The 19,804-nt window shown below is 66.1% G+C and carries 23 protein-coding genes; 12 read left to right on the top strand and 11 right to left on the bottom strand.

Going from position 1 to position 19,804, the window contains the following annotated elements; all coding sequences use genetic code 11:
* The first annotated feature begins 10 nt into the window (after nt 1–10).
* From RCH14_RS17170 to RCH14_RS17205, 8 genes are all read left to right on the top strand, one after another.
* A complete protein-coding gene (locus RCH14_RS17170) occupies nt 11–313 on the top strand; it encodes an urease subunit gamma (RefSeq protein WP_343027315.1) in 303 nt (100 codons plus the stop codon).
* A 12-nt stretch (nt 314–325) separates the two neighbouring features.
* Nucleotides 326–664, top strand: a complete 339-nt coding sequence (locus RCH14_RS17175; protein WP_343027316.1) for an urease subunit beta — start codon at nt 326–328, stop codon at nt 662–664.
* Nucleotides 664–2,364 carry an urease subunit alpha gene (ureC, locus tag RCH14_RS17180; RefSeq protein ID WP_343027317.1) on the top strand — a complete coding sequence of 567 codons (1,701 nt, stop codon included), beginning with the start codon at nt 664–666 and terminating at the stop codon, nt 2,362–2,364. The genes RCH14_RS17175 and ureC overlap by 1 nt, the downstream gene beginning before the upstream one ends.
* A 9-nt stretch (nt 2,365–2,373) precedes the next feature.
* Nucleotides 2,374–2,907, top strand: a complete 534-nt coding sequence (gene ureE / locus RCH14_RS17185) for an urease accessory protein UreE (protein ID WP_343027318.1) — start codon at nt 2,374–2,376, stop codon at nt 2,905–2,907.
* The gene (locus RCH14_RS17190; RefSeq protein WP_343027319.1) at nt 2,904–3,569 is read left to right on the top strand and encodes an urease accessory protein UreF; all 666 of its coding nucleotides are present in this window, start codon (nt 2,904–2,906) and stop codon (nt 3,567–3,569) included. Before ureE ends, RCH14_RS17190 begins: the two co-directional genes overlap by 4 nt.
* A 23-nt stretch (nt 3,570–3,592) precedes the next feature.
* The gene (ureG, locus tag RCH14_RS17195) at nt 3,593–4,216 is read left to right on the top strand and encodes an urease accessory protein UreG (RefSeq protein ID WP_343027320.1); all 624 of its coding nucleotides are present in this window, start codon (nt 3,593–3,595) and stop codon (nt 4,214–4,216) included.
* 15 nt (nt 4,217–4,231) lie between these two features.
* Nucleotides 4,232–4,810 (top strand): HupE/UreJ family protein, encoded by a 579-nt coding sequence (locus tag RCH14_RS17200; protein WP_343027321.1) that lies wholly within the window; start codon nt 4,232–4,234, stop codon nt 4,808–4,810.
* 73 nt (nt 4,811–4,883) lie between these two features.
* Nucleotides 4,884–6,587 (top strand): sulfate permease, encoded by a 1,704-nt coding sequence (locus RCH14_RS17205; protein ID WP_343027322.1) that lies wholly within the window; start codon nt 4,884–4,886, stop codon nt 6,585–6,587.
* A 123-nt stretch (nt 6,588–6,710) separates the two neighbouring features.
* Here RCH14_RS17205 and RCH14_RS17210 read toward each other — a convergent pair whose 3' ends face one another.
* Nucleotides 6,711–7,343, bottom strand: a complete 633-nt coding sequence (locus RCH14_RS17210) for a 1-acyl-sn-glycerol-3-phosphate acyltransferase (RefSeq protein WP_343027323.1) — start codon at nt 7,341–7,343, stop codon at nt 6,711–6,713.
* Between the two features lie 184 nt (nt 7,344–7,527).
* Between RCH14_RS17210 and arsC the strand changes: the two genes are divergently transcribed.
* Nucleotides 7,528–7,881: an arsenate reductase (glutaredoxin) gene (gene arsC, locus RCH14_RS17215; RefSeq protein ID WP_343027324.1), complete on the top strand. Its 354-nt coding sequence runs from the start codon at nt 7,528–7,530 to the stop codon at nt 7,879–7,881.
* Here the strand turns inward: arsC and RCH14_RS17220 are convergent.
* From RCH14_RS17220 to RCH14_RS17240, 5 genes are all read right to left on the bottom strand, one after another.
* Nucleotides 7,865–8,317, bottom strand: a complete 453-nt coding sequence (locus RCH14_RS17220) for a thioesterase family protein (protein ID WP_343027325.1) — start codon at nt 8,315–8,317, stop codon at nt 7,865–7,867. The two genes, arsC and RCH14_RS17220, sit on opposite strands and share 17 nt — an antisense overlap.
* Nucleotides 8,318–8,416: 99 nt before the next feature.
* Complete coding sequence (locus tag RCH14_RS17225; RefSeq protein WP_343027326.1) at nt 8,417–9,175, bottom strand: hypothetical protein; 759 nt, start codon at nt 9,173–9,175, stop codon at nt 8,417–8,419.
* 7 nt (nt 9,176–9,182) lie between these two features.
* Nucleotides 9,183–11,837: an aminopeptidase N gene (pepN, locus tag RCH14_RS17230; RefSeq protein WP_343027327.1), complete on the bottom strand. Its 2,655-nt coding sequence runs from the start codon at nt 11,835–11,837 to the stop codon at nt 9,183–9,185.
* A gap of 234 nt (nt 11,838–12,071) precedes the next feature.
* Nucleotides 12,072–13,136, bottom strand: a complete 1,065-nt coding sequence (locus tag RCH14_RS17235; RefSeq protein ID WP_343027328.1) for an alkene reductase — start codon at nt 13,134–13,136, stop codon at nt 12,072–12,074.
* Between the two features lie 9 nt (nt 13,137–13,145).
* Complete coding sequence (locus RCH14_RS17240; RefSeq protein ID WP_343027329.1) at nt 13,146–13,442, bottom strand: metalloregulator ArsR/SmtB family transcription factor; 297 nt, start codon at nt 13,440–13,442, stop codon at nt 13,146–13,148.
* A 149-nt stretch (nt 13,443–13,591) separates the two neighbouring features.
* On the opposite strand from RCH14_RS17240, the gene sugE reads away from it, so the two are divergent.
* Nucleotides 13,592–13,912 carry a quaternary ammonium compound efflux SMR transporter SugE gene (sugE, locus tag RCH14_RS17245; RefSeq protein WP_343027330.1) on the top strand — a complete coding sequence of 107 codons (321 nt, stop codon included), beginning with the start codon at nt 13,592–13,594 and terminating at the stop codon, nt 13,910–13,912.
* Between the two features lie 19 nt (nt 13,913–13,931).
* Here the strand turns inward: sugE and RCH14_RS17250 are convergent, their stop codons facing one another.
* A complete protein-coding gene (locus RCH14_RS17250) occupies nt 13,932–14,906 on the bottom strand; it encodes a succinylglutamate desuccinylase/aspartoacylase family protein (RefSeq protein ID WP_343027331.1) in 975 nt (324 codons plus the stop codon).
* Between the two features lie 169 nt (nt 14,907–15,075).
* On the opposite strand from RCH14_RS17250, the gene RCH14_RS17255 reads away from it, so the two are divergent.
* Nucleotides 15,076–15,750, top strand: a complete 675-nt coding sequence (locus RCH14_RS17255) for a hypothetical protein (protein ID WP_343027332.1) — start codon at nt 15,076–15,078, stop codon at nt 15,748–15,750.
* Between the two features lie 14 nt (nt 15,751–15,764).
* Here RCH14_RS17255 and RCH14_RS17260 read toward each other — a convergent pair whose 3' ends face one another.
* From RCH14_RS17260 to RCH14_RS17270, 3 genes are all read right to left on the bottom strand, one after another.
* Nucleotides 15,765–16,235, bottom strand: coding sequence for a hypothetical protein (locus RCH14_RS17260; RefSeq protein WP_343027333.1), 471 nt, complete (start codon nt 16,233–16,235; stop codon nt 15,765–15,767).
* A 123-nt stretch (nt 16,236–16,358) separates the two neighbouring features.
* Nucleotides 16,359–17,153: a pirin family protein gene (locus RCH14_RS17265; protein ID WP_343027449.1), complete on the bottom strand. Its 795-nt coding sequence runs from the start codon at nt 17,151–17,153 to the stop codon at nt 16,359–16,361.
* A gap of 148 nt (nt 17,154–17,301) precedes the next feature.
* Nucleotides 17,302–17,898: an NAD(P)H-dependent oxidoreductase gene (locus tag RCH14_RS17270; RefSeq protein WP_343027334.1), complete on the bottom strand. Its 597-nt coding sequence runs from the start codon at nt 17,896–17,898 to the stop codon at nt 17,302–17,304.
* Nucleotides 17,899–18,006: 108 nt separating this feature from the next.
* On the opposite strand from RCH14_RS17270, the gene RCH14_RS17275 reads away from it, so the two are divergent.
* The gene (locus tag RCH14_RS17275) at nt 18,007–18,978 is read left to right on the top strand and encodes a LysR family transcriptional regulator (RefSeq protein WP_343027335.1); all 972 of its coding nucleotides are present in this window, start codon (nt 18,007–18,009) and stop codon (nt 18,976–18,978) included.
* Nucleotides 18,979–18,984: 6 nt separating this feature from the next.
* Here the strand turns inward: RCH14_RS17275 and asd are convergent, their stop codons facing one another.
* Nucleotides 18,985–19,788 (bottom strand): archaetidylserine decarboxylase, encoded by an 804-nt coding sequence (asd, locus tag RCH14_RS17280; RefSeq protein ID WP_343027336.1) that lies wholly within the window; start codon nt 19,786–19,788, stop codon nt 18,985–18,987.
* Between the last annotated feature and the right edge of the window lie 16 nt (nt 19,789–19,804).

A 19,804-nucleotide genomic window follows, 5' to 3' on the forward strand; every position in this document is an offset into this window, starting at 1 on the left:
GGACCCCGCCATGGACCTGACGCCCCGCGAAAAAGACAAGCTGCTGATCTTCACCGCCGCGCTGCTGGCCGAACGCCGGCGCGCGCGCGGCCTCAAGCTGAATTACCCGGAGGCGGTGGCCCTGATCACGGCCGCCATCATGGAAGGCGCACGCGATGGCCGCAGCGTGGCCGAGCTGATGAGCGAAGGCACGACCATCCTCGCGCGTGGCGACGTGATGGACGGCGTGCCCGAGATGATTCCCGATATCCAGGTCGAGGCCACGTTCCCGGACGGGACCAAGCTCGTTACCGTCCACCACCCGATTCCCTAGCCGGAGCGACGCATGATCCCAGGTGAATACTTTCTTGACGACGGCGATATCGAGATCAACGCCGGGCGGCGCACGGCCACCGTGGTCGTGGCCAATGCCGGCGACCGGCCGGTGCAGGTCGGCTCGCACTATCACTTCCATGAAGTCAATCCGGCACTGCAGTTCGAGCGGGACAGCACGCTCGGCATGCGCTTGAACATCGCGGCCGGTACGGCGGTGCGCTTCGAGCCGGGGCAGCGCCGCACGGTGGAACTGGTCGACCTGGCGGGCGCGCGCATCGTGCATGGCTTCCAGGGACGCGTGTCGGGGCCAGTGCCCGTGGTCACGTCTCCAACCTCAGAGGACGACTGATGGTCACGCTCAGCCGCCAGGCCTACGCCGACATGTATGGCCCGACCACGGGCGACCGCATCCGTCTGGCCGACACCGACCTCGTGATCGAGATCGAACGCGATTGCGCGACCTATGGCGAAGAGGTCAAGTTCGGCGGCGGCAAGGTCATCCGCGACGGCATGGGCCAGTCGCAGCGCCTGCGCGAGGGCGTGATGGACACCGTCATCACCAACGCCGTCATCGTCGACCACTGGGGCATCGTGAAGGCCGACATCGGCATCAAGGATGGCCTGATCGCCGCGATCGGCAAGGCCGGCAACCCGGATATCCAGCCGCATGTCACGATGGCCATCGGTGGCGCCACCGAGATCATCGCGGGCGAAGGCATGATCGTCACGGCCGGCGGCGTCGACACGCACATCCACTTCATCTGCCCGCAGCAGATCGATGAAGCGCTGTACTCGGGGATCACGACGATGCTGGGCGGCGGCACCGGACCGGCCGTCGGTACCGCCGCCACCACCTGCACGCCGGGCGCCTGGCATATTCATTCGATGTTGCAGGCGGCCGACGCGTTCCCGATGAACCTGGGCTTTTTCGGCAAGGGCAACGTCAGCCAGCCAGGCCCGCTCGAAGAGCAAATCACTGCCGGCGCCGTCGGCCTGAAACTGCACGAGGACTGGGGCAGCACGCCCGCCGCGATCGACAATTGCCTGTCGGTGGCCGAACGACTGGACGTGCAGGTGGCGCTGCACTCCGACACGCTCAACGAGGCCGGCTTTCTCGAGTCCACCGTGGCGGCGTTCAAGGGCCGCACGATCCACACCTTCCATACCGAGGGCGCCGGCGGTGGTCATGCGCCGGACATCATTGCGGCAGTGGGCTACGACAACGTGCTGCCGTCGTCGACCAATCCCACGCGGCCCTTTACGATCAACACGCTCGACGAGCACCTGGACATGCTGATGGTCTGCCACCACCTCGATCCGGCGATTGCCGAAGACGTGGCGTTTGCCGAGTCGCGCATCCGGCGCGAGACGATCGCCGCCGAGGACATCCTGCACGACCTGGGTGCGATCTCGATGATGTCGTCGGACTCGCAGGCGATGGGTCGTGTGGGCGAGACGATCATGCGCACCTGGCAGACGGCGCACAAGATGAAGGTGCAGCGCGGCGCTTTGGCAGGCGACTCGTCACGCAACGACAATGCGCGCGTCAAGCGCTACATCGCCAAGTACACGATCAATCCGGCCATCACGCACGGCATCGCGCACGTCGTCGGCTCGCTCGAGGTGGGCAAGATTGCCGACATCGTGCTGTGGCGCCCGGCCTTCTTTGGCGTCAAGCCATCGATGGTGGTCAAGGGCGGCATGATCGCCGCGAGCCTGATGGGCGACCCGAATGCTTCGATCCCGACGCCGCAACCGGTGCATTACCGGCCCATGTTCGGCGCCTTTGGCGGCGGGCTGCGCAAGTCGTTCACGTTTGTTTCGCAAAGCGCGTTCGAGGCCGGCATCGCGGGTGCGCTGGGGCTGACCAAGACGACGATCGCCGTGCGCGGCACGCGCGGCTTGCGCAAGCGCGACATGATCCACAACGGCGCCACGCCGCACATGGAGGTCGATCCCGAAACCTATGCAGTGCGCGCCGACGGGCGCCTGCTGGTGTGCGAAGCGGCGGTGGTGCTGCCGCTGGCGCAGCGTTACTTCCTGTTCTAGAGGCCATCGATGATTTCCCTGCATACCCGGATTCCGGTTGGCGACGTCGTGCACGACACGCTGGTACTGCCGTTCGAACAACGAGAGCGCTGCCGCCAGCGCGCACGCCTGGCCTCGGGCGAAGAGGTCGCGCTGTTCCTCGTGCGCGGCACGGTGCTGCGCGACGGCGACCTGCTGCTGGGCGAAGGCGGGCGCGTCGTGCGCGTCGAGGCCGCACTGGAGCCGACCTATGTCATGCACTGCCGCGATGCGACGCTGCTGGCGCGCTGCGCGTTTCACCTGGGGAACCGGCATACCCAGACCCAGGTGGGCGTTGGCTGGTTACGCATCCGTGTCGACCCGGTACTGCGCGAGATGGTCGAAGGGCTGGGGGCCGACGTCGATGAAGAACTGGCCAAATTCGAGCCGGAGGCGGGTGCGTATGGCGGCGGTCATGGCCATCATCACGAGCACGGACCGGGCGGCTTATTGGCGCCGGTTCCGCTGCGCCAGAAAATTCACCGGCCGTCGGATGGCGCGCCGATCGAACCGGGCCCCGTATGAACGCCGCCAGTCTGCTGCACCTGCTGCAGTTTGCCAGCCCGGCCTTGCCCATTGGCGGCTACAGCTATTCGCAGGGCCTCGAAGCGGCGCTCGACGAAGGCCTGGTCACGGATGCCGACAGCGCCCGCGCGTGGATCGTGCGCTACCTGCATGACGTGGTGGCACGCTGGGATGCCCCCGTGTTGTGGCGTCTTCTCGGCGCGTTCGCCGCGCGCGACGCCGAAGCGATCGCGCACTGGGGCGGGTGCTTCCTCGCGTCGCGCGACACGGCCGAACTGCGCGCCGAATCGGTCCAGATGGGCTATTCACTGGGTCGCCTGATCGCCGAGCTGGGCGTGGCCGACACGCGGGCGCTGGGCGAGGATGTCACGCTGCCCCTGGCGTTTGCCTGCGCCGTCGACGGGCTGGCTATCCCGCACGAAGAAGCGCTGCTGGCGATGGTCTTCGCGTGGGTCGAGAACCAGGTGCTGGTGTGCGTCAAGTCGGTGCCGCTGGGGCAGGTCGCCGGCCAGCGCCTGTTGCTGTCGCTGCGGCCCGAGATCGAGCGCGCGGTCGGGGTGGCGCGCGGTTTGCCGGACGACGCATTGTCAAACTGGGCGCCGGGCCTGTCGATGCTGTCGATGCGGCACGAAGTGCAGCATGGCCGCTTGTACCGGTCGTGATCATCATCCAATAAGGAGCAAGCATGACAACGTCCAATCCGCTGCGGGTCGGGATCGGCGGGCCGGTGGGCTCGGGCAAGACCGCGCTGTGCGAACTGCTGTGCCGCCACATGCGCGACCACTACGACATGGCCGTGATCACCAACGACATCTACACGCGCGAAGACATGGACATCCTGCTGCGCGCCGGCGCACTCGCGCCCGAGCGCCTGATGGGCGTGGAGACGGGAGGCTGTCCGCACACGGCGATCCGCGAGGATGCGTCGATCAACCTGGAAGCCATCGCGCGCCTGCAGGCCGATTTTCCCGGCCTGGAACTGGTATTGGTCGAATCGGGCGGGGACAACCTGGCGGCGACCTTCAGCCCGGAGCTGTCCGACCTGACGCTGTACGTGATCGATGTCGCCGGCGGCGAGAAGATTCCACGCAAGGGCGGACCGGGCATCACGCGCTCGGACCTCCTGATCATCAACAAGACCGACCTGGCACCGCATGTCGGGGCCGACCTGACGGTCATGGCGAGCGATGCACGCCGCCAGCGCGGCGAGCGGCCATTCGTGTTTACCAATATGCGCACCGGCGAGGGCGTGCAGGACGTGGTCGCGTTCATCCGCGCGCAGGGCTTGCTCGACGCAGTGCACCCATAAGATAAGGAGACGATCATGACAAAACAGTTGACTTCGCTGCGCCACGCAACCCGCAATCACCTTGCCCGCGCGGGCGTGGCCGTCACCGTCCTGACACTGGCGCTGCCAGCGGCCGCGCATCCCGGGCACGCGCCCGACAGCGGTTTTTTGGCCGGCCTGCTGCACCCGGTGACGGGCGTCGATCATTTGCTGGCGCTGCTCGCGGTCGGCCTCTGGAGCCGCCAGCAGCATGGCTACCTGCTCGCACCGACGTTCCTCTTGATGATGGCGCTGGGCGCAGCCAGCAGCGGCGGCGTGGCGTTGCCGGCGCTTGAGCTGTCGATCGCGGCGACCGTGCTGCTTCTGGGTGCGTTGGCGGCGTATGCGCCGCGCCTGAAGCAGCCGCAGATGGCCGTGCTCACCGTCGGCGCCTGCGCCTTCGTGCATGGACTCGCGCACGGCAATGAGCTGACCGGCATGGCCAGCGGCGCCGGCTTCATCCTGGCCAGCGCCGGACTGCTGCTGCTGGGCGCCATCCCGGGCGAGCGCCTGCGCCGGCCGCTGGCTGCGGCCATCGGCGCAGCGGGTGTCTGGCTCGTGGCGCTGGCCGGCTGATGTCCTGCCGGTACTGCTAATCATGCTACGCTAGCGCTCTTTTCACCTCCGGCCGTGCTGGCCAGGACTTTCCATGCTTGAGTGGTTGCGCCCCTACCGGCGCGCCGCGCTGCCGGGCGATATCAGCGCCGGCATCGTGGTAGCGATGATGATGATCCCGCAGGGGATGGCCTACGCGCTGGTGGCGGGCCTGCCGCCGGCGGTCGGCATCTACGCCAGCATCATCCCGCCCTTGCTGTACGCGCTGTTTGGCACCAGCAGCACGCAATCGGTCGGACCGATGGCGATCATTTCCCTGATGACGGCGTCCACGCTGGCGCCGCTGGCGGCACCCGGCACGGCGCTGTACGGCGTGCTGGCCGCGCAACTGGCCCTGTTGTCGGGCCTGGTCCTGCTGCTGTGCGGGCTGCTGCGCATCGGCTTTCTCGCCAATTTCTTTTCGCGGCCCGTGATGAGCGGCTTCACCATTGGCTCGGCGATCGTGATCGCCTGGGGTCAGCTGCGCACGCTGGTGGGCGGCCCCATCGGGATGGGCATGCAGCCGCACTGGCCGAGCATCCTGCTGGGCGTGGGCTCGCTCGTGCTGCTGCTGGCCGCGCGCAGTCATCTGGCGCCGTTGCTGCGCCGGTTGCGCGTGCCGCCGGCGGCGGCCGACGTCGGGGCCAAGCTGGCGCCGATTGCCGTCGTGCTGGGCGCGATGGCCCTGGTGCAGCAACTGGGTCTTGCGCAGATGGGGGTGGCCACGACCGGCGCCGTGCAGGCCGGCTTGCCGGGCCTGAACCTGGCGACGTCGTCGCAGCATTGGCAAGCGCTGCTGCAACCGGCCATGCTGATCGGCTTCATGGTGTTCCTGATCAGCATGTCGGGCGCGCAGGCGCTGGCGCTCAAGCGCGGCGGCGAGAAACTGGTCAGCAACCGCGAACTGGTGGGCCTGGGCGCGGCGAATATCGGCAGCGCGCTGACCGGCGGTTTTCCTGTCACCGGCAGCCTGTCCCGTTCGGCCGTCAATTTCGCGGCTGGCGCCAATACGCAGATGGCCAGCATCATCACGGCCGGCCTGCTGGCGCTGGCGCTCGTGCTGCCCACCGGCTGGCTCGCGCTGCTGCCCTTGCCGACGCTGGCCGCGACGATCATCGTGGCGGTGCTCGGGATGCTCGATTTGTCGACGCTGCGCACCGCCTGGCACTACGACCGCGCCGATGCGCTGGCGCTGCTGGCCACCGCCGGCGGGGTGCTGATCCTGGGTGTGGAAGCGGGGGTGCTGGTGGGCGTGGCGCTGTCGATGGTGGTGCTGATCTGGCGTGCCAGCCGGCCGCATATCGCGGTGCTGGGTCGCATCCATGGTACCGAACACTTCCGCAACGTCGAGCGCTATTCGGCCGAAACGACGGCTGGTCTGCTGATGCTGCGGGTCGATGCCGGCCTGTTCTTCGGCAACGTGGATGCGGTCAACGAACGCATCGATGAAGAACTCGTCGCCCATGCGGGAACGCGGCATCTGGTGCTGGTGCTGTCGGCGGTCAATGCAATCGACACGTCCGCCCTGTTCGGGCTCGAAGAGTTGAACAGCTCGCTGAACCGGCGCGGTGTGCTGATGCACCTGGCCGAGGTAAAGGGGCCGGTCATGGACCGGCTCAAGGAAAGCGATCTGCTGGGCAAGCTCAACGGCCAGGTGTTCCTGAGCGCCGCCATCGCCTGGGACCAGCTGGTTGGATCGCGTGCAGCGGGGACGCCGGCAGCGGCGCCAGTGGCCGCGCAGCCGGCAAGTGAGGCGTAGCGGTTCGCGTGCGCTGCTGCTTGAGGATGGTAGCAGCCATCTTGGTGGGCGCAATAAGCGCGGGCACGGTATATCGATGGCCTGGGCGGACCAGAAGTTGTCGTGCTTGTGGGGCAGCCGGTCTCAAGCCTGCTTGCGCTGCGTCGCCTGTTCGTCGCGCGGCGGGGCCAGCACGATCGGCGCGGCGTTTTCCGGGTACAGCGCGTGGGTGTCGACGTAGACGGCGCGGATGGCGTCCATGTCGCGCTCGACGTCACCGGTCGGCGTCATCGTGTCGACCAGGTGCAGCTCTTTCTTGCCATAGTCGAAGCGCACCAGCACCATCGGCACGTTGGCGGTGACGGCCAGGTGGTAGAAGCCGCTTTTCCAGTTGGGACGATAGGCGCGCGTGCCTTCGGGGGTGATGCCGATCCAGAACGATGGCGTGGCGAGCATGGTATCGGCCAGCTGGCGCGTCGCACCCATCGGTGCCCGGCGGTCGACCGGCACGCCGCCCCAGTGACGCATCAGGCGGCCCATCGGGCCCCGGAACAGCGTGTCCTTGGCCAGCCATTTGAATTGCGTGCCCATGGCCCACGTGGCCATCAGGCCGATCGGGAAATCCCAGTTTGACGTGTGCGGGTAGATGACGCAGACGCCGTGCGGCCCGGGCAACGGTTTGAAGAACACCTTCCAGCCAAAAACTTGCAGCACGCGCAGCGCCGCGCGCTGGCGCAGGGTAGGCAGGGCTGCAGGGCGCAGCAGGTAATCGGTCATCTGGTCTCCAGGGTGGCGTGGGCACATTGCAGGGCTTGCACTTGGCTACGCGCAAGAAAATCAAGCGTGCGATTCTAGCCCGGGCGCGAAGGGCGAACAAGCGAAATAGTGATGATGGGTATGCGCTGTGGCTATCATGCGCTTGTCCGATCCACCACAACCTGATGAGAACAACACCTTTTCTATGACCATGGCCATCACGATTTACCACAATGCCCGCTGCGGCACATCGCGCAATACCCTGGCTGCCATCCGCGAAGCCGGCCACGAACCACAGATCATCGATTACCTGGCCATTCCGCCCACGCGTGACACGCTGACCCGCTTGATTGACGATGCTGGCATCACGGTGCGTGCTGCGGTACGCCGCAAGGAAGCGGTGTTTACCGAGTTGGGGCTGGACCAGCCGGGGACGGATGACGCTGCGCTGCTGGACGCCATGGTCGCGCATCCGATCCTGATCGAGCGGCCATTCGTCGTGACGCCCAACGGTGTGCGGCTGTGCCGGCCATTCACGCGCGTCAACGAGATCCTGTAGGCGGCCCGCCCACGATCACCGGCATGTACGTCTCCAGGAATTCGGCGGGCATGCGGCGTGGGCGCCCGCTCGACAGTTCGATGCAGACCAGGTCCCAGCGACCCCGCAGCACGGTGGCGCCATCGCTGTCGCGCACGAGCTGAAAGCGCCGTTCCATCGACAGCTTGCCGTCGCCGCCCACCAGCCAGGTCGCCAGGCACAGCGCTTCGCCAACGGCCGTGGGCAGCAGGTAATCGTATTCGCCGCGCCGGATCGCCATCGCCCGGTCCAGGCGCCGGTAGTCGTCCAGTGACAGGCCAAGGCTGTCGGAGTGCGCCCAGCCGGCCTGCTCGCACCAGCGCACATACACGGCATTGTTGGTGTGGTTCAGACCATCGATGTCGCCGGGCTGCGGCGTCACTGCCAGGATGAACGGTTGCGGATAATCCCAGTCCAATGTGTTGTCTCCGTGAGCGGCAGGGCGCCGCGAGCCCGGTCATTTTACGGCAGGGCGGGGTGACGCAGGATGGCGACTGCGCGCGGGGGCAGCCGCGTCTCAGTCAGGCTTGAACTGCACCCGGGTCGGGCATTGGACCATGCCGGCAAAGCCGCCACCACCGGCCTTGTCGAACAGCGCTGCGCCGCCAGCCTGGGCGCCAAACGGGCTGGGCCTGATATCGCCACCGGTGCGGCACCACGTGCGCCCGCCCTGGCGAAAGCGGTACACGACGACGCCGTCCGGCCCCGTATAACTTTCCGATGTCCGTGAGCGCGAGGTATCCACGCGTGCGTCGCCGACCGCTTGCGCGAAGCGCTGCCACTTGCTGTCGCCCGGGTCCAGCGGCGCCAGCTTGCCCTTGCGCAGGTCGTGGTCGACCGCGCCTGCCGTGCGCTTGCCGCGGCTCGCCAGGCTGTCGTCGCCTGTGGCAATGCCTTCTTGTGCTGATGCTGAAGGGGTGGGGAACGGATCTGCAGCAGGTTCGCCTGTTGCCGCAGGCGGCGCGGTGTCTGCAGGCGCTTGCGTTATTGGCTGTGGTGCTACTGGCGGCGCCGGCGGCGCAGCTCGCGCAGGAACTGCCTGCGCTGCGCGCGGGGGTGATGACGATGGGGTGGCAGATGCAGCGGAAGAACGAGAAGGCGCAGGCGTCAGCACTGCCACCACGATGAATTCACGGGGCGCCGACACAGTCGCCGGCAGCACCCGCACGCCTGTCGCCCCCAACCACCACCAGCCCAGCAGCAGGTGCAGGCCAAGGGTGAGTGCAAGCGGCCAGCCGGGCCTGCGGCGCGGCGTCAAGACTCCGACAGGCAGCATGTGGCGATCAGCCTTTTGGCGCGCTCAGCTTTGCCTTGATCGCCACGCAGCGCCCGTCGTCCTGCAGCGTGTCGAGCAGCGAGCGGCGCGTGAACGCCGACAGATCCGTCATCGTTGCTGCCGCGCGCGTCAGGCGCGCCACGCTCTGCGGCGTGCAGGTTGCCGGGATCATCGTGCCCGCATAGGCGCGCATGAAGACCGGACCACCCGTCTTGTCCACCTGCGGCAGGCGCGCCAGGCGCGCATCGGCATCGCGCTCGCTGAGCGCGCCCTGTTCGGCCGGGAAGATGCTGCCCATCGCGGTGCGGATGCGCGAGAAAGGCAACGCTGTTTTCTGGTCTTCGATCTGCTTGACCCAGTCCGCCTTGACGGCGGCATCCGGCCGGCTGACGGTGGCGGCCACCGCTGCGATCTGGCCGGCGTCCGATTTGTCGCGCGTGGACTCTTGCGCGATCAGCGCAAACGATCCCGGGTAGTTGTACTGGTTCAGATGCTTGATGATCGCCCAGCGCAGGGGCTGGCCCACTGGCACGCCAGCGGCATCGACCTTGCCGTCAAGGATGCCTGCCAGGCGCGCCAGCGCGTCCGGGCTGCTGGCAACGCTCACGAACTGGTTGAACCAGCGGCGCTGGAAGTCGGCATTGCCCTTGTTGGCCAGCACGCCGTCCCAAGCCATTTTTTCCAGAGCCAGCGTGGTCTGGCGCGTGTAGGCGTTGTTCAGGTTCATCGCATCGAGGTAGGCCTTCGACTCGCTCACCTTGCCCAGCACATCGCCCAGCAGCGTGTAATCTTTTTCAAGCGGCGCATTGTTCAGCGCCACGGTGAGGAAGTCATTCAGTGGCAGCTCGGCATCGCGCACACCGTCCCACAGGCTTTGCCACAGCATCGCGCGCAGCAGCGGATCGTCGACCTTGGCCAGGCTGGTGCGCGCGGTGTCGAACGAGCGCTGGTCCAGCTTGACCTTGGCGTAGCCCCAGTCCTGGTAGTTCGGGTAGACCAGGTCCGGGCAGGCGGTGCCGTTCATGTCCGGCACCGCCGTCTTCGCGCCCGTGTAGGTCACCGGGACGTTCTTGACGAGCGTCAGCTTGCCGCCGTCGACCTTGAACGCGCCCACCTGCACGCGCTGCTCGCGCAGCGTCGGCAGCTCGTTGGATGGCGCAGTCTGCGCCAGCGTGAAGTTGCGGATCTTGCCGCCGCTGCAGCTGTAGTTGGCGGCGATGGTGTTCACGCCGGCGTTGTACAGCCATTGCTTCGTCCAGCCGGACAGGTCGCGGCCCGCCGCTTCGCCCAGGCTGCCGATGAAATCGTCGAGCGTCGCGTTCTTCCACGAGTACTTGACCAGGTAGTTGTGCACGCCCTTGCGGAACACGTCCTCGCCCAGCAGGTGACGCAGCTGCTTGAGTGTCGAGCCGCCTTTGGCGTAGGTGATCGCATCGATGTTGTCGAAGGCGTTGCTCGACGACGGCACCGGCACTTCGATCGGGTGCGTGCTCGCAGTCTGGTCCTGAATGTAGGCGCGCTGCTTGCCGCTCTGGTAGAACTTCTGCCACGAATCCTTGAATTCGGTCGATTCGACCGTCGCCAGCACGCCCATGAAGGACGCAAAGCTTTCGTTCAGCCACAGGCCGTTCCACCATTTCATGGTGACCAGGTTGCCGAACCACTGGTGCGCCATCTCGTGCATGATCACTTCGGTCATCGACTGCTTCTGCTCGGCCGTCATGTTGGCCACGCCGTAGCGCGCTTCGGCAAACGTGATCGCGCCGGCGTTTTCCATCGCGCCGTACAGGAAGTCCGGCACGATCAGCTGATCGTATTTCTCGAACGGATACGCGATGCCGAAGTACTCTTCAAAGAACCCGATGCCGGCCTTGGTCTGGCGGAACCAGTCGTTTGGTACCACCAGCTTGGCCAGCGACTGGCGCGCGAACAGGCGCATCGGGTACTTGCCGCTGTTGTCTTCCCAGACCTGGTACGGGCCGGCGTGCAGCGAGAAGTTATACGGGCTGAGTCGTTTCGTGGTCTTGAACGTCCAGTGACGGTTCGCGCCACGCTCGTCGATCCTGGTTTCGCGCGTGGTCGTGACCACGTGCCAGTCGCGCGGCGCAGTGACCGACACCGTGTAGCTGGCCTTCAGGTCGGGCTGGTCGAACACCGCGAACATCTGCTGGGCGGCGACCGGTTCGAAGTGCGAATACGTGTAGACGCGGCCATCGGCCGGATCGACCATGCGGTGCAGGCCTTCGCCATTGGTGCTGTGCAGGCGCTCGTAATCGATGACGACCGTGTTGCGGCCCCTGGCCAGGCTGGCCGCGTCGAGCGTGATGAACCACTTGTTGTAGCGCGTGGCGACCGGCTTGCCGTTGACACTGACCGACTTGACGGTGGCGTCCTTCAGGTCGAGCGTGACCGGAGCGTCGACATCCTTCAGGTCGAAGGTGACGGTCGTGGTGCCGGCAAAGGTTTCCTTGCCGGTCAGCGTGAAGTCCAGCACATAGTCCACGTTCGACACGCGCGCGGAGCGGGCAAAGGCGTCGACCTGCGACAGGAACGGCGTCTCGGCGCGCGCGCCCTGGGTCGCTGGCGCAGCATTGACGGCGCCACTGAAGGCGATGGCGGAAGCGATGGCAAGCGCCATGGCGCGGTGTGCTGGAACGTTCATTGAAAATCCTCTCACGGTAGGCGCGTCGCAGTGCGCACGATATCAATCGCGCAAGAATAGCACTAACGTTCGAGGCTGGACACCCACCGTAGCGAACCTTTTTTATGCATGCGTATGGCATACATATGCTTCAATGGGGCGTCAATACGAAAAAAAACAGGACCCGCAGGTCCTGTTCGAAGAAGCGCCGCCCCTCGCCGGCGAAAGCGGGCGAGGGCGCGGAGAAAGGGATACTTACACCGTGGCTGGCAGCGCCGGATAATCGGTGTAGCCGGTCGCGCCCGGATGGTAGAACGTGTTTGGATTCGGTTCGTTGAGCGGTGCCCCGAGTTGCAGGCGTTTCGTCAGGTCCGGATTGGCGATGTAGAGCTGGCCCCACGAGACGGCATCGGCCGTGCCGCTGGCGATCAGTTCCTCGGCCTTTTCCTTGGTCAGCTGCTGGTTCGCGATCCAGACGCCGCCGAATTCCTTCTTGATCATCGGGCCCAGTTCATCCGGGCCTTGGCCTTCGCGGGTGAAGATGAACGCGATCTTGCGGCGGCCCAGTTCACGCGCGACGTAGCCGAAGGTCTCGGCCGGCGTCGAGTCGCCCATGTCGTGCGAATCACGGCCCGGCGCCAGGTGCATGCCCACACGGTCGGCGCCCCAGACGTCGATGCAGGCATCGGTCACTTCCAGCAGCAGGCGTGCGCGGTGTTCGATCGAGCCGCCGTAGGCGTCGGTGCGCTGGTTGGTCGAGTCTTGCAGGAACTGGTCGAGCAGGTAGCCGTTGGCGCCGTGGATTTCCACGCCGTCAAAGCCGGCCAGCTTGGCATTCTCGGCGCCCTTGCGGTAGGCCGACACGATGCCCGGGAGTTCTTCGATGTCGAGCGCGCGCGGGGTGACGTATTCACGCTTCGGACGCAGCAGGCTCACGTGGCCGTCCGGCTTGATCGCCGATGGGGCCACCGGCAGTTCGCCGTCCAGGAACGACGGGTCGGAGATACGACCCACGTGCCACAACTGCAAAAAGATGCGGCCGCCGGCCGCGTGCACGGCGTCGGTGACGAGCTTCCAGCCTTCGACCTGCGCGTCGGACCAGATGCCCGGCGTGTCGGCGTAACCCACGCCCATCGGGGTGACCGAGGTGGCTTCGGACAGGATCAGGCCCGCCGAAGCGCGCTGCACATAGTATTCGGCCATCAGGGCATTGGGAACACGGCCGCCACCATCGGCGCGCGAGCGGGTCAGCGGCGCCATGACGATGCGGTTTGGCCATTCGAGGGCGCCGACCTTGATCGGATCAAACATGGTAGTCATCTTGTTTTCCTAGATTGCGTCGTTCAATTGGGCGAGGAAGGCCGCGATGGCTTCCTCGTTGCGATGATAAAAGACCCACTGGCCGACGCGGCGCGTGCCCACCAGGCCCGCGCGCTGCAGCGTGGCCAGGTGCGCCGACACGGTCGATTGCGACAGGCCGGTGCGCCCGTCGATCAGCTTGCAGCACACACCCATCTCGAGCGGGTGCTCCTGCTCGCTGAAATGCTGCTGCGGATCCTTCAACCAGTGCAGGATCTGGCGCCGCACCGGGTTGGCCAGGGCCTTGTGGATCGCGTCGATATCCATCGGGTGGTTCCTTTATATCGGGATCTTTCGATCCGAATATCGTCATCTTACGATATTCAAAAAAAGTCTGCTGGCGACGGTCCGATTTTCGCTGCGGGGCCGGTGGTATACTCGCCGCCTTTTGACCTGACAACCTGCGAGGAATCCCCATGAGCTGGATCTATCTTGTCATCGCCGGCCTGCTGGAAGTGGCCTGGGCCGTCGGCCTGAAATACACGGTGGGCTTCACGCGCCTGTGGCCGTCGCTGTTCACGCTGGTCACGATGGCAGCCAGCGTCGGCATGCTGGGCCTGGCGCTGCGCCAGCTGCCGCTGGGCACCGCCTACGCCATCTGGACCGGCATCGGCACGGTCGGCACGGCGATCTTCGGCATGCTGATGCTGGGCGAACCGACCGGCGCGCTGCGCTTGTTGGCGATCACGCTGATCATCGGCGGCATCGTGATGCTCAAGCTGCTCTCGCCAGCGTGAAGGCGTGAAGGCGTGAAGTTCAGCCCTGCTCGCGCCCGAACACCGGGTTCGGGCGGGTCAGGTAATACCACTCGGTGTTGGCGGCAGCGCCCGCGGCCGGGAACAGGATGCGGCCGCCGAATTCGGCGGTCACCGGCGTGCCGTCGGCGCGGGTGCCGATCAGTTCACCTTGTTCGACCGGATCGAAGCTTTTCCAGGGACGCGAGAACGCGTCATCCGCGTGCTGCTTGTCGTGCACGACCACCATCGACAGCGCTTCCATGGCGTCAAAATCAACGGGCACCGGGTCGGGCGCGGCGATCAAGCCCAGGTGCGCCAGCGTATTCATGATCGCGCGGTAGGCGACGTCAGGCGCGGCCGGATCGTCGTGCTGGCCGGCTTCGAGCGTCAGCGCGTAGCCGCCCGTGCTGCGCATGTATTCGGTCGTGCCCACGCCGTAGCGCAGGACGGTTTCCAGTTCATCGGCATTGCGGCTACGGCGCTGCACGCCGTCGCCATAGGTCGCGAGCCAGCCATCGACGAAGCGGCGCACGCCCAGGCGGCGCGCCCAGGCGCGCTCTTTTTCGGCGTGGCAAAACGGCTGCAACGTGCCGTCATTGTCGAGCGGACCGACCATCACGAACGGCTCGCCCGTGGCGGCAAACGAGTGGATGTCGAGCAGCACGTCGTGCTGGCCGAGCAAGGGGCACAGCCAGTTCGCGATCTGGTCCTCGAAATCCTGCGGGTTCGCTTTCGGGAACAGATCGCGGTTCAGGTTGCGGTCGCCGTTGCGCGTGACCTGCTGGTATGCCAGCGGATTGACGATCGGCACGAACGTCAGGCTGCCGGCGGCGATGTGCAGCGCGCCGCTGTCGATCTCGTCCATCACGCGCCGGATGGCTTTGGTGCCGCACACCTCGTTGCCGTGGGTGGCGCCCATGATGATGACGCGTGGGCCGGGCTGCAGGCCGGTGTAGTTGACGGATTTGAACTGGAACTGGCGGGGGGAAGTCATGGGGTCCGGGCGGGAAGGGAAATGTGGCGATATTCTAGCGGGAAACCCTGGCCTGACAACAGGTTTGTGCAAGCGCAAGCGGCGCAGATGTTCGGGGCACGCCTTGTCGGCGCGCGAGTCTGATATGCAGACTACCCGAGCGATGCCCGGGGTCGCACCAGGAGCCGCCATGTTCCGCATCCTCCTCATGCTTGTCGTTGTTTCTGCGCTGGCCGGTTGCGCCGCGACGGCGGGCACGTTCTTCAATCGCCCCGTGGTCGAAGACGACGTCGGTCAAGTCGTTCGAACGGTGTCGCTATCGGCCGACAGACGAACGGTCATCGTTGCCGCGCCAGAGCATCCGCAACCGCGTTTCTGCGCCGAGCCGCCGCCGGACACCGCAATGGGCATCAAGGCGAGCATCGATACCGCCTTCACGGTGCCGGGCAAAAGCGTAACGCTCAAAGATGACTTCGGCACCGCCGTCACGGTCCTGGCATCGCGCAATGCGCCGCTCGATGCGTTTCGCACGGGCATGTTCGCGCTGTGCCAGTTCTACCTGAATGGGGCAATCAAGGCGGATAAGGTCGAACCCCTGTTCAGGGGCCTGCTCAAGACGTTCGAGACAACCCAGAACTTCGTCAATGCTGCGGTGTCGGCCACTAAACCACTGCCGGGCAAACCGGCAGATGCTGCGGGTGGCGCGGCAAGTGCCGGGGCAAGTGCAGAGTCAGGTACAGGTTCAGGTGCAGGTGCAGCTACAGCTACAGCGAAGGGCACGAGCGCCACGGTTGCCAAACCCGACGCGCCGCCGGTGGCGACATCCGGCCCGGCGACGACGCCGCCGCCGCCGGCGAAAGGTTAGCGCATCGACGTGCGTTACCCGTGCGCCTCGATCACGCCGAACCCCGCCGGCGCATCGCCCAGATAGGCCAGCACCGCATGCGCCTGGATGTTCTCGTCGAATTGCGCATTGGCCGCGATCGTGGCGCGCAAGCCCGGCACGATGTCGGGCGTGTGCGGCTGACGATACGCCTTGATCAGCAGCGCGACCAGGTCAGCTGGCGCATCGGCGCGGCGCAGGCGTGCGTCGATGATGGCCAGCAGCGCGCGCTGCATGCGTGGGGTGGGATTGCGGATCGCGCCGAACACCCAGGGCGTGTTGGCAATCGCCGCGCAGATGATGGTTTCCATCCGCTCGGCCTTGTAGTCGGACGGGATGTCGAAGTAGGCCTTGTTCCAGCGGGTGTGCGGGCAGGCGTGGCCGCGCGGGAAGCGGTCGGCGTTTTCCAGGCCCATGGCGTAGCTGGCGCGGGCGAGCAGGTCGCCCAGAGTGTCTAGCAGTGCCATGGCAGGTGATGTTGCGCTTGTGTCATCCCGAGAGTGTAGCGCATGGCCGCGCTCTGCGCAGCGTGGGCGCGGCCGGCGAGGCGACTGCGCCGCCCACGCGCTTCACCTTTGATGACGACGCGCTTACGCGAAATGCCCGGCGCGAAAATCCTCGACTGCCTGATGCAGCTCGGCCTGGGTATTCATCACGAACGGCCCATACTGCGCGATGGGCTCGTTCAGCGGTCGCCCGGCCAGCACCAGCAGGCGTGTTGGTGCGATCGCCTTGATGCGCACACCGTCAGCGCCGGCTGCGTTGTCGAGGATCGCCATGCGCGTCGATGGCACACCTTTGCCGTCGATGACCGCTTCACCGCGAAACACGTACACGAACGCATTGTGCCCGGCCGGAATCGGCTGCTCGAACGTGACGCCGGCCGGAATCTCGAGGTCGAGGTACAGCGGCTCGGTATGCGCCCGTTGTACCGCGCCGTCGACGCCATGCGTGCTGCCGGCGATGACATGTACCGTGACGCCCTCGTCGGTCCTCAAGCGCGGCACTTCCTCGAGCGGGATGTCGCGGTACCACGGCGCCGTCATCTTGTCGCTCGCTGGCAGGTTGAGCCACAGCTGAAAACCTTCCATCAGGCCGGCGTTCTGCTCCGGCATCTCGGAGTGGATCACGCCGCGCCCGGCCGTCATCCACTGCACGCCGCCGTCGGTGACCAGGCCTTCGTTGCCGGCGCTGTCGCGGTGGCGCATGCGCCCGGCCAGCATGTAGGTGATGGTCTCGAAGCCCCGGTGCGGGTGCTCCGGAAAGCCGGCGAGGTAGTCACCCGGCTTGTCGCTGCCGAAGGCGTCGAGCATCAGGAACGGGTCCAGGCGGCGCTGCAGGGGACCAGTTAGGATCCGGTTGATGCGTACACCGGCGCCGTCCATCACGAACTGGCCGTTGATGAGGCGTTCGACGCCGCGGCTTTTCGCCAGTAGCGCCGTGGTACCTGGATGCGTGACAGTGGTGGTCAATCTGTTCTCCTGTTGGTTGCGCCGCCTGCTGGCGACTGGGGTCTTGCGGGTTTTACCAGTATTACGCCAGCGCCGCGTCAACGGCGGCGTTGGCCGCTGCCTGGCCCGCAGCCACGGCATCCGGTCCCATCGCCATGCCCGACGAGTAGATGAAGGTCTGGTCGACCAGGCCCAAAAAGCCCAGCAGCGCGCGCATCTGCGGCACTTGCGGATCCTGCGCTTCTTCGTAGACACCGCCGCGCGCTGCAGCCACGTAGACTTTCTTGTTCTTGAGCAGGCCTTCCGGACCGGTCTCGGTATAGCGGAACGTCACGCCAGCGCGGGCAATGGCGTCGAACCAGCTTTTCAGCTGCACCGGCATCGAGAAGTTGTACATCGGCGCGCCCAGCACGATCACGTCGGCCGCTTGTGCTTCGAGGATCAGCGCATCGTCCTGCTCGACGCGCGCCAGTTGCGCGGCGCTGCGCTGCTCGCCCGGAGTAAACAGCGCGCCCAGGGCCGCGCCGTCGAGTAGCAGCACCGGGGCTGCGCCCAGGTCGCGGCGCACGATCGTGGCGCCCGGGTTGGCAGCGACCAGCTTGTCGACGATCTGTTGCGTGACGCGGGTCGATTCGGATGCGTCGCCGCGGATGCTCGAGGTGATGTGCAGGATGTTCATGGTGGTGGTTCCTTCGTGGTTGGAGTAGCGATGGGTCTACTTTAGTCTTTCCAAAAACAATGCGAAAGACCGTAAAATGGATAACATTATTCTGCTGATGGGACAATCATGGACGTCGAACCGAATGACCTGCTGCTCTTTGCGCGCATTGTCGAGGCGGGGAGCTTCACGCGCGCTGCCGATCGCGTCAATTTGCCGAAGTCGACCTTGTCGCGCCGCCTGGCGCTGCTCGAGACGACGCTTGGCGAGCGACTGCTGCAGCGCACGACGCGCAAGCTGGTGGTGACGGAATTCGGCGCCAGCCTGTACGAACACGCGCGGCGCCTGGCCGATGAGGTGGAAGCGGCCGGCGCACTGGCCCAGCACCGCCAGGGTGAGCCGAGCGGCAAGCTGCGCATCTCGGCGCCGGGGGACTTTGCCAACAGCACCCTGAATCACGTTATCGCGCGCTTTCTCGAACGCTATCCGGCCGTGACGCTCGAGATGGACCTGACCCCGCGCCGGGTCGATCTGGTGGCCGAGAACTTCGACATCGCCATCCGCATGGGCGACTTGCCGGACGACGCCACGCTCAGTGCGCGCCCGTTCATCCTCGAGCAACCGGGCCTGTTCGCATCACCGGCCTACCTGGCGCGCCACGGGATTCCCGAGCATCCGGACGATCTGGCCACGCACGACGTGCTGTGCATCCTTAGCCGCAGCGGCGGCGCGGTGCCATGGACGCTGATTCGCGGGAAGGTGCGCTGGCAGCGCGCGCTGCCAAGCCGGCTGACGGCCAATTCACCGGACCTGCTGGCGCGCATCGCCGCGCGCGGCGCCGGGATCGCGCTCAGCTCGACGCTGTTTGCCGAACCGTATATGCAGACAGGTGAACTGGTGCGGGTGCTGCCGGAGTGGGAGATGCCGACCGCGAACGGCTGGGCGGTGTTCCCGAGCCGCAAGCTGATGCCAGCCAAGACGCGCGCATTTCTGGCGATGATGGAAGAAACCTGTACGGCCCATGGCCATGGGCCGGAACAGATCGCGGCCGCCTTCAAGGCGAAGGCGGCGCTGGAGAACGGCGCGTCGGACGTTGCCTGAGACCGATCAGCGCAGTGGCCGATTGCCCATCACGTCGCCCAGACGCACCTTGCCTTCGGGCGCCCAGGCCGGATTGAAGCGGATCGCGCCTTTCTGGAACAGCATCACGACAGTGGAGCCGAGCAGGAAACGGCCCATCTCGTCACCTTTCTTCAGCGTGACCTGGCCCGGCTCGTAGTGCCAGTCGCAGATACGCGCCATGCGCGGCGGATTGACGACGCCATGCCAGACGGTGGCCATGCTGCCGACAATGGTCGCGCCCACGAGCGTCATCACGAATGGTCCGAATTCGTCGCTGTCGAATACGCACACGACGCGCTCGTTGCGCGCGAACAGCCCCGGCACGCCACGCGCCGTCGTCGGGTTCACCGAGAACAGCTTGCCCGGCACATAGATCATGCGCGTCAGGCGGCCGTCGCACGGCATGTGGATGCGGTGGTAATCCTTGGGGCTCAGGTAGACGTTGGCGAAGTGGCCATGCTGGAAGTGCGCCGCCAGCGTCTGGTCGCCACCGACCAGTTCGGCCGTGGTGAACTTGTGGCCCTTGGCCTGGAAGATCTGGTGGTCATCGATATCGCCGAACTGGCTGATCGCGCCGTCCACCGGACACACGTAATCGGCGTGCGCCAGCGGGCGCACGCCAGCGCGCAGCGCACGGGTGAAGAATTCGTTGAAGCTCGGGTAGCTGGCGATGTCCGGATTGGCCGCTTCGCTCATGTCGACGCCATATTTGCCCACGAACCAACGGATCAGGCCAGTCGTCAGCGACCCGCCACGGTGGCCGGCGACGCGACCGGCAAGGTTGGTCATTGCCTGCTTCGGCATC

It is taken from the genome of Massilia sp. MP_M2 (assembly GCF_039123635.1).
Lineage (GTDB): Bacteria > Pseudomonadota > Gammaproteobacteria > Burkholderiales > Burkholderiaceae_D > Telluria.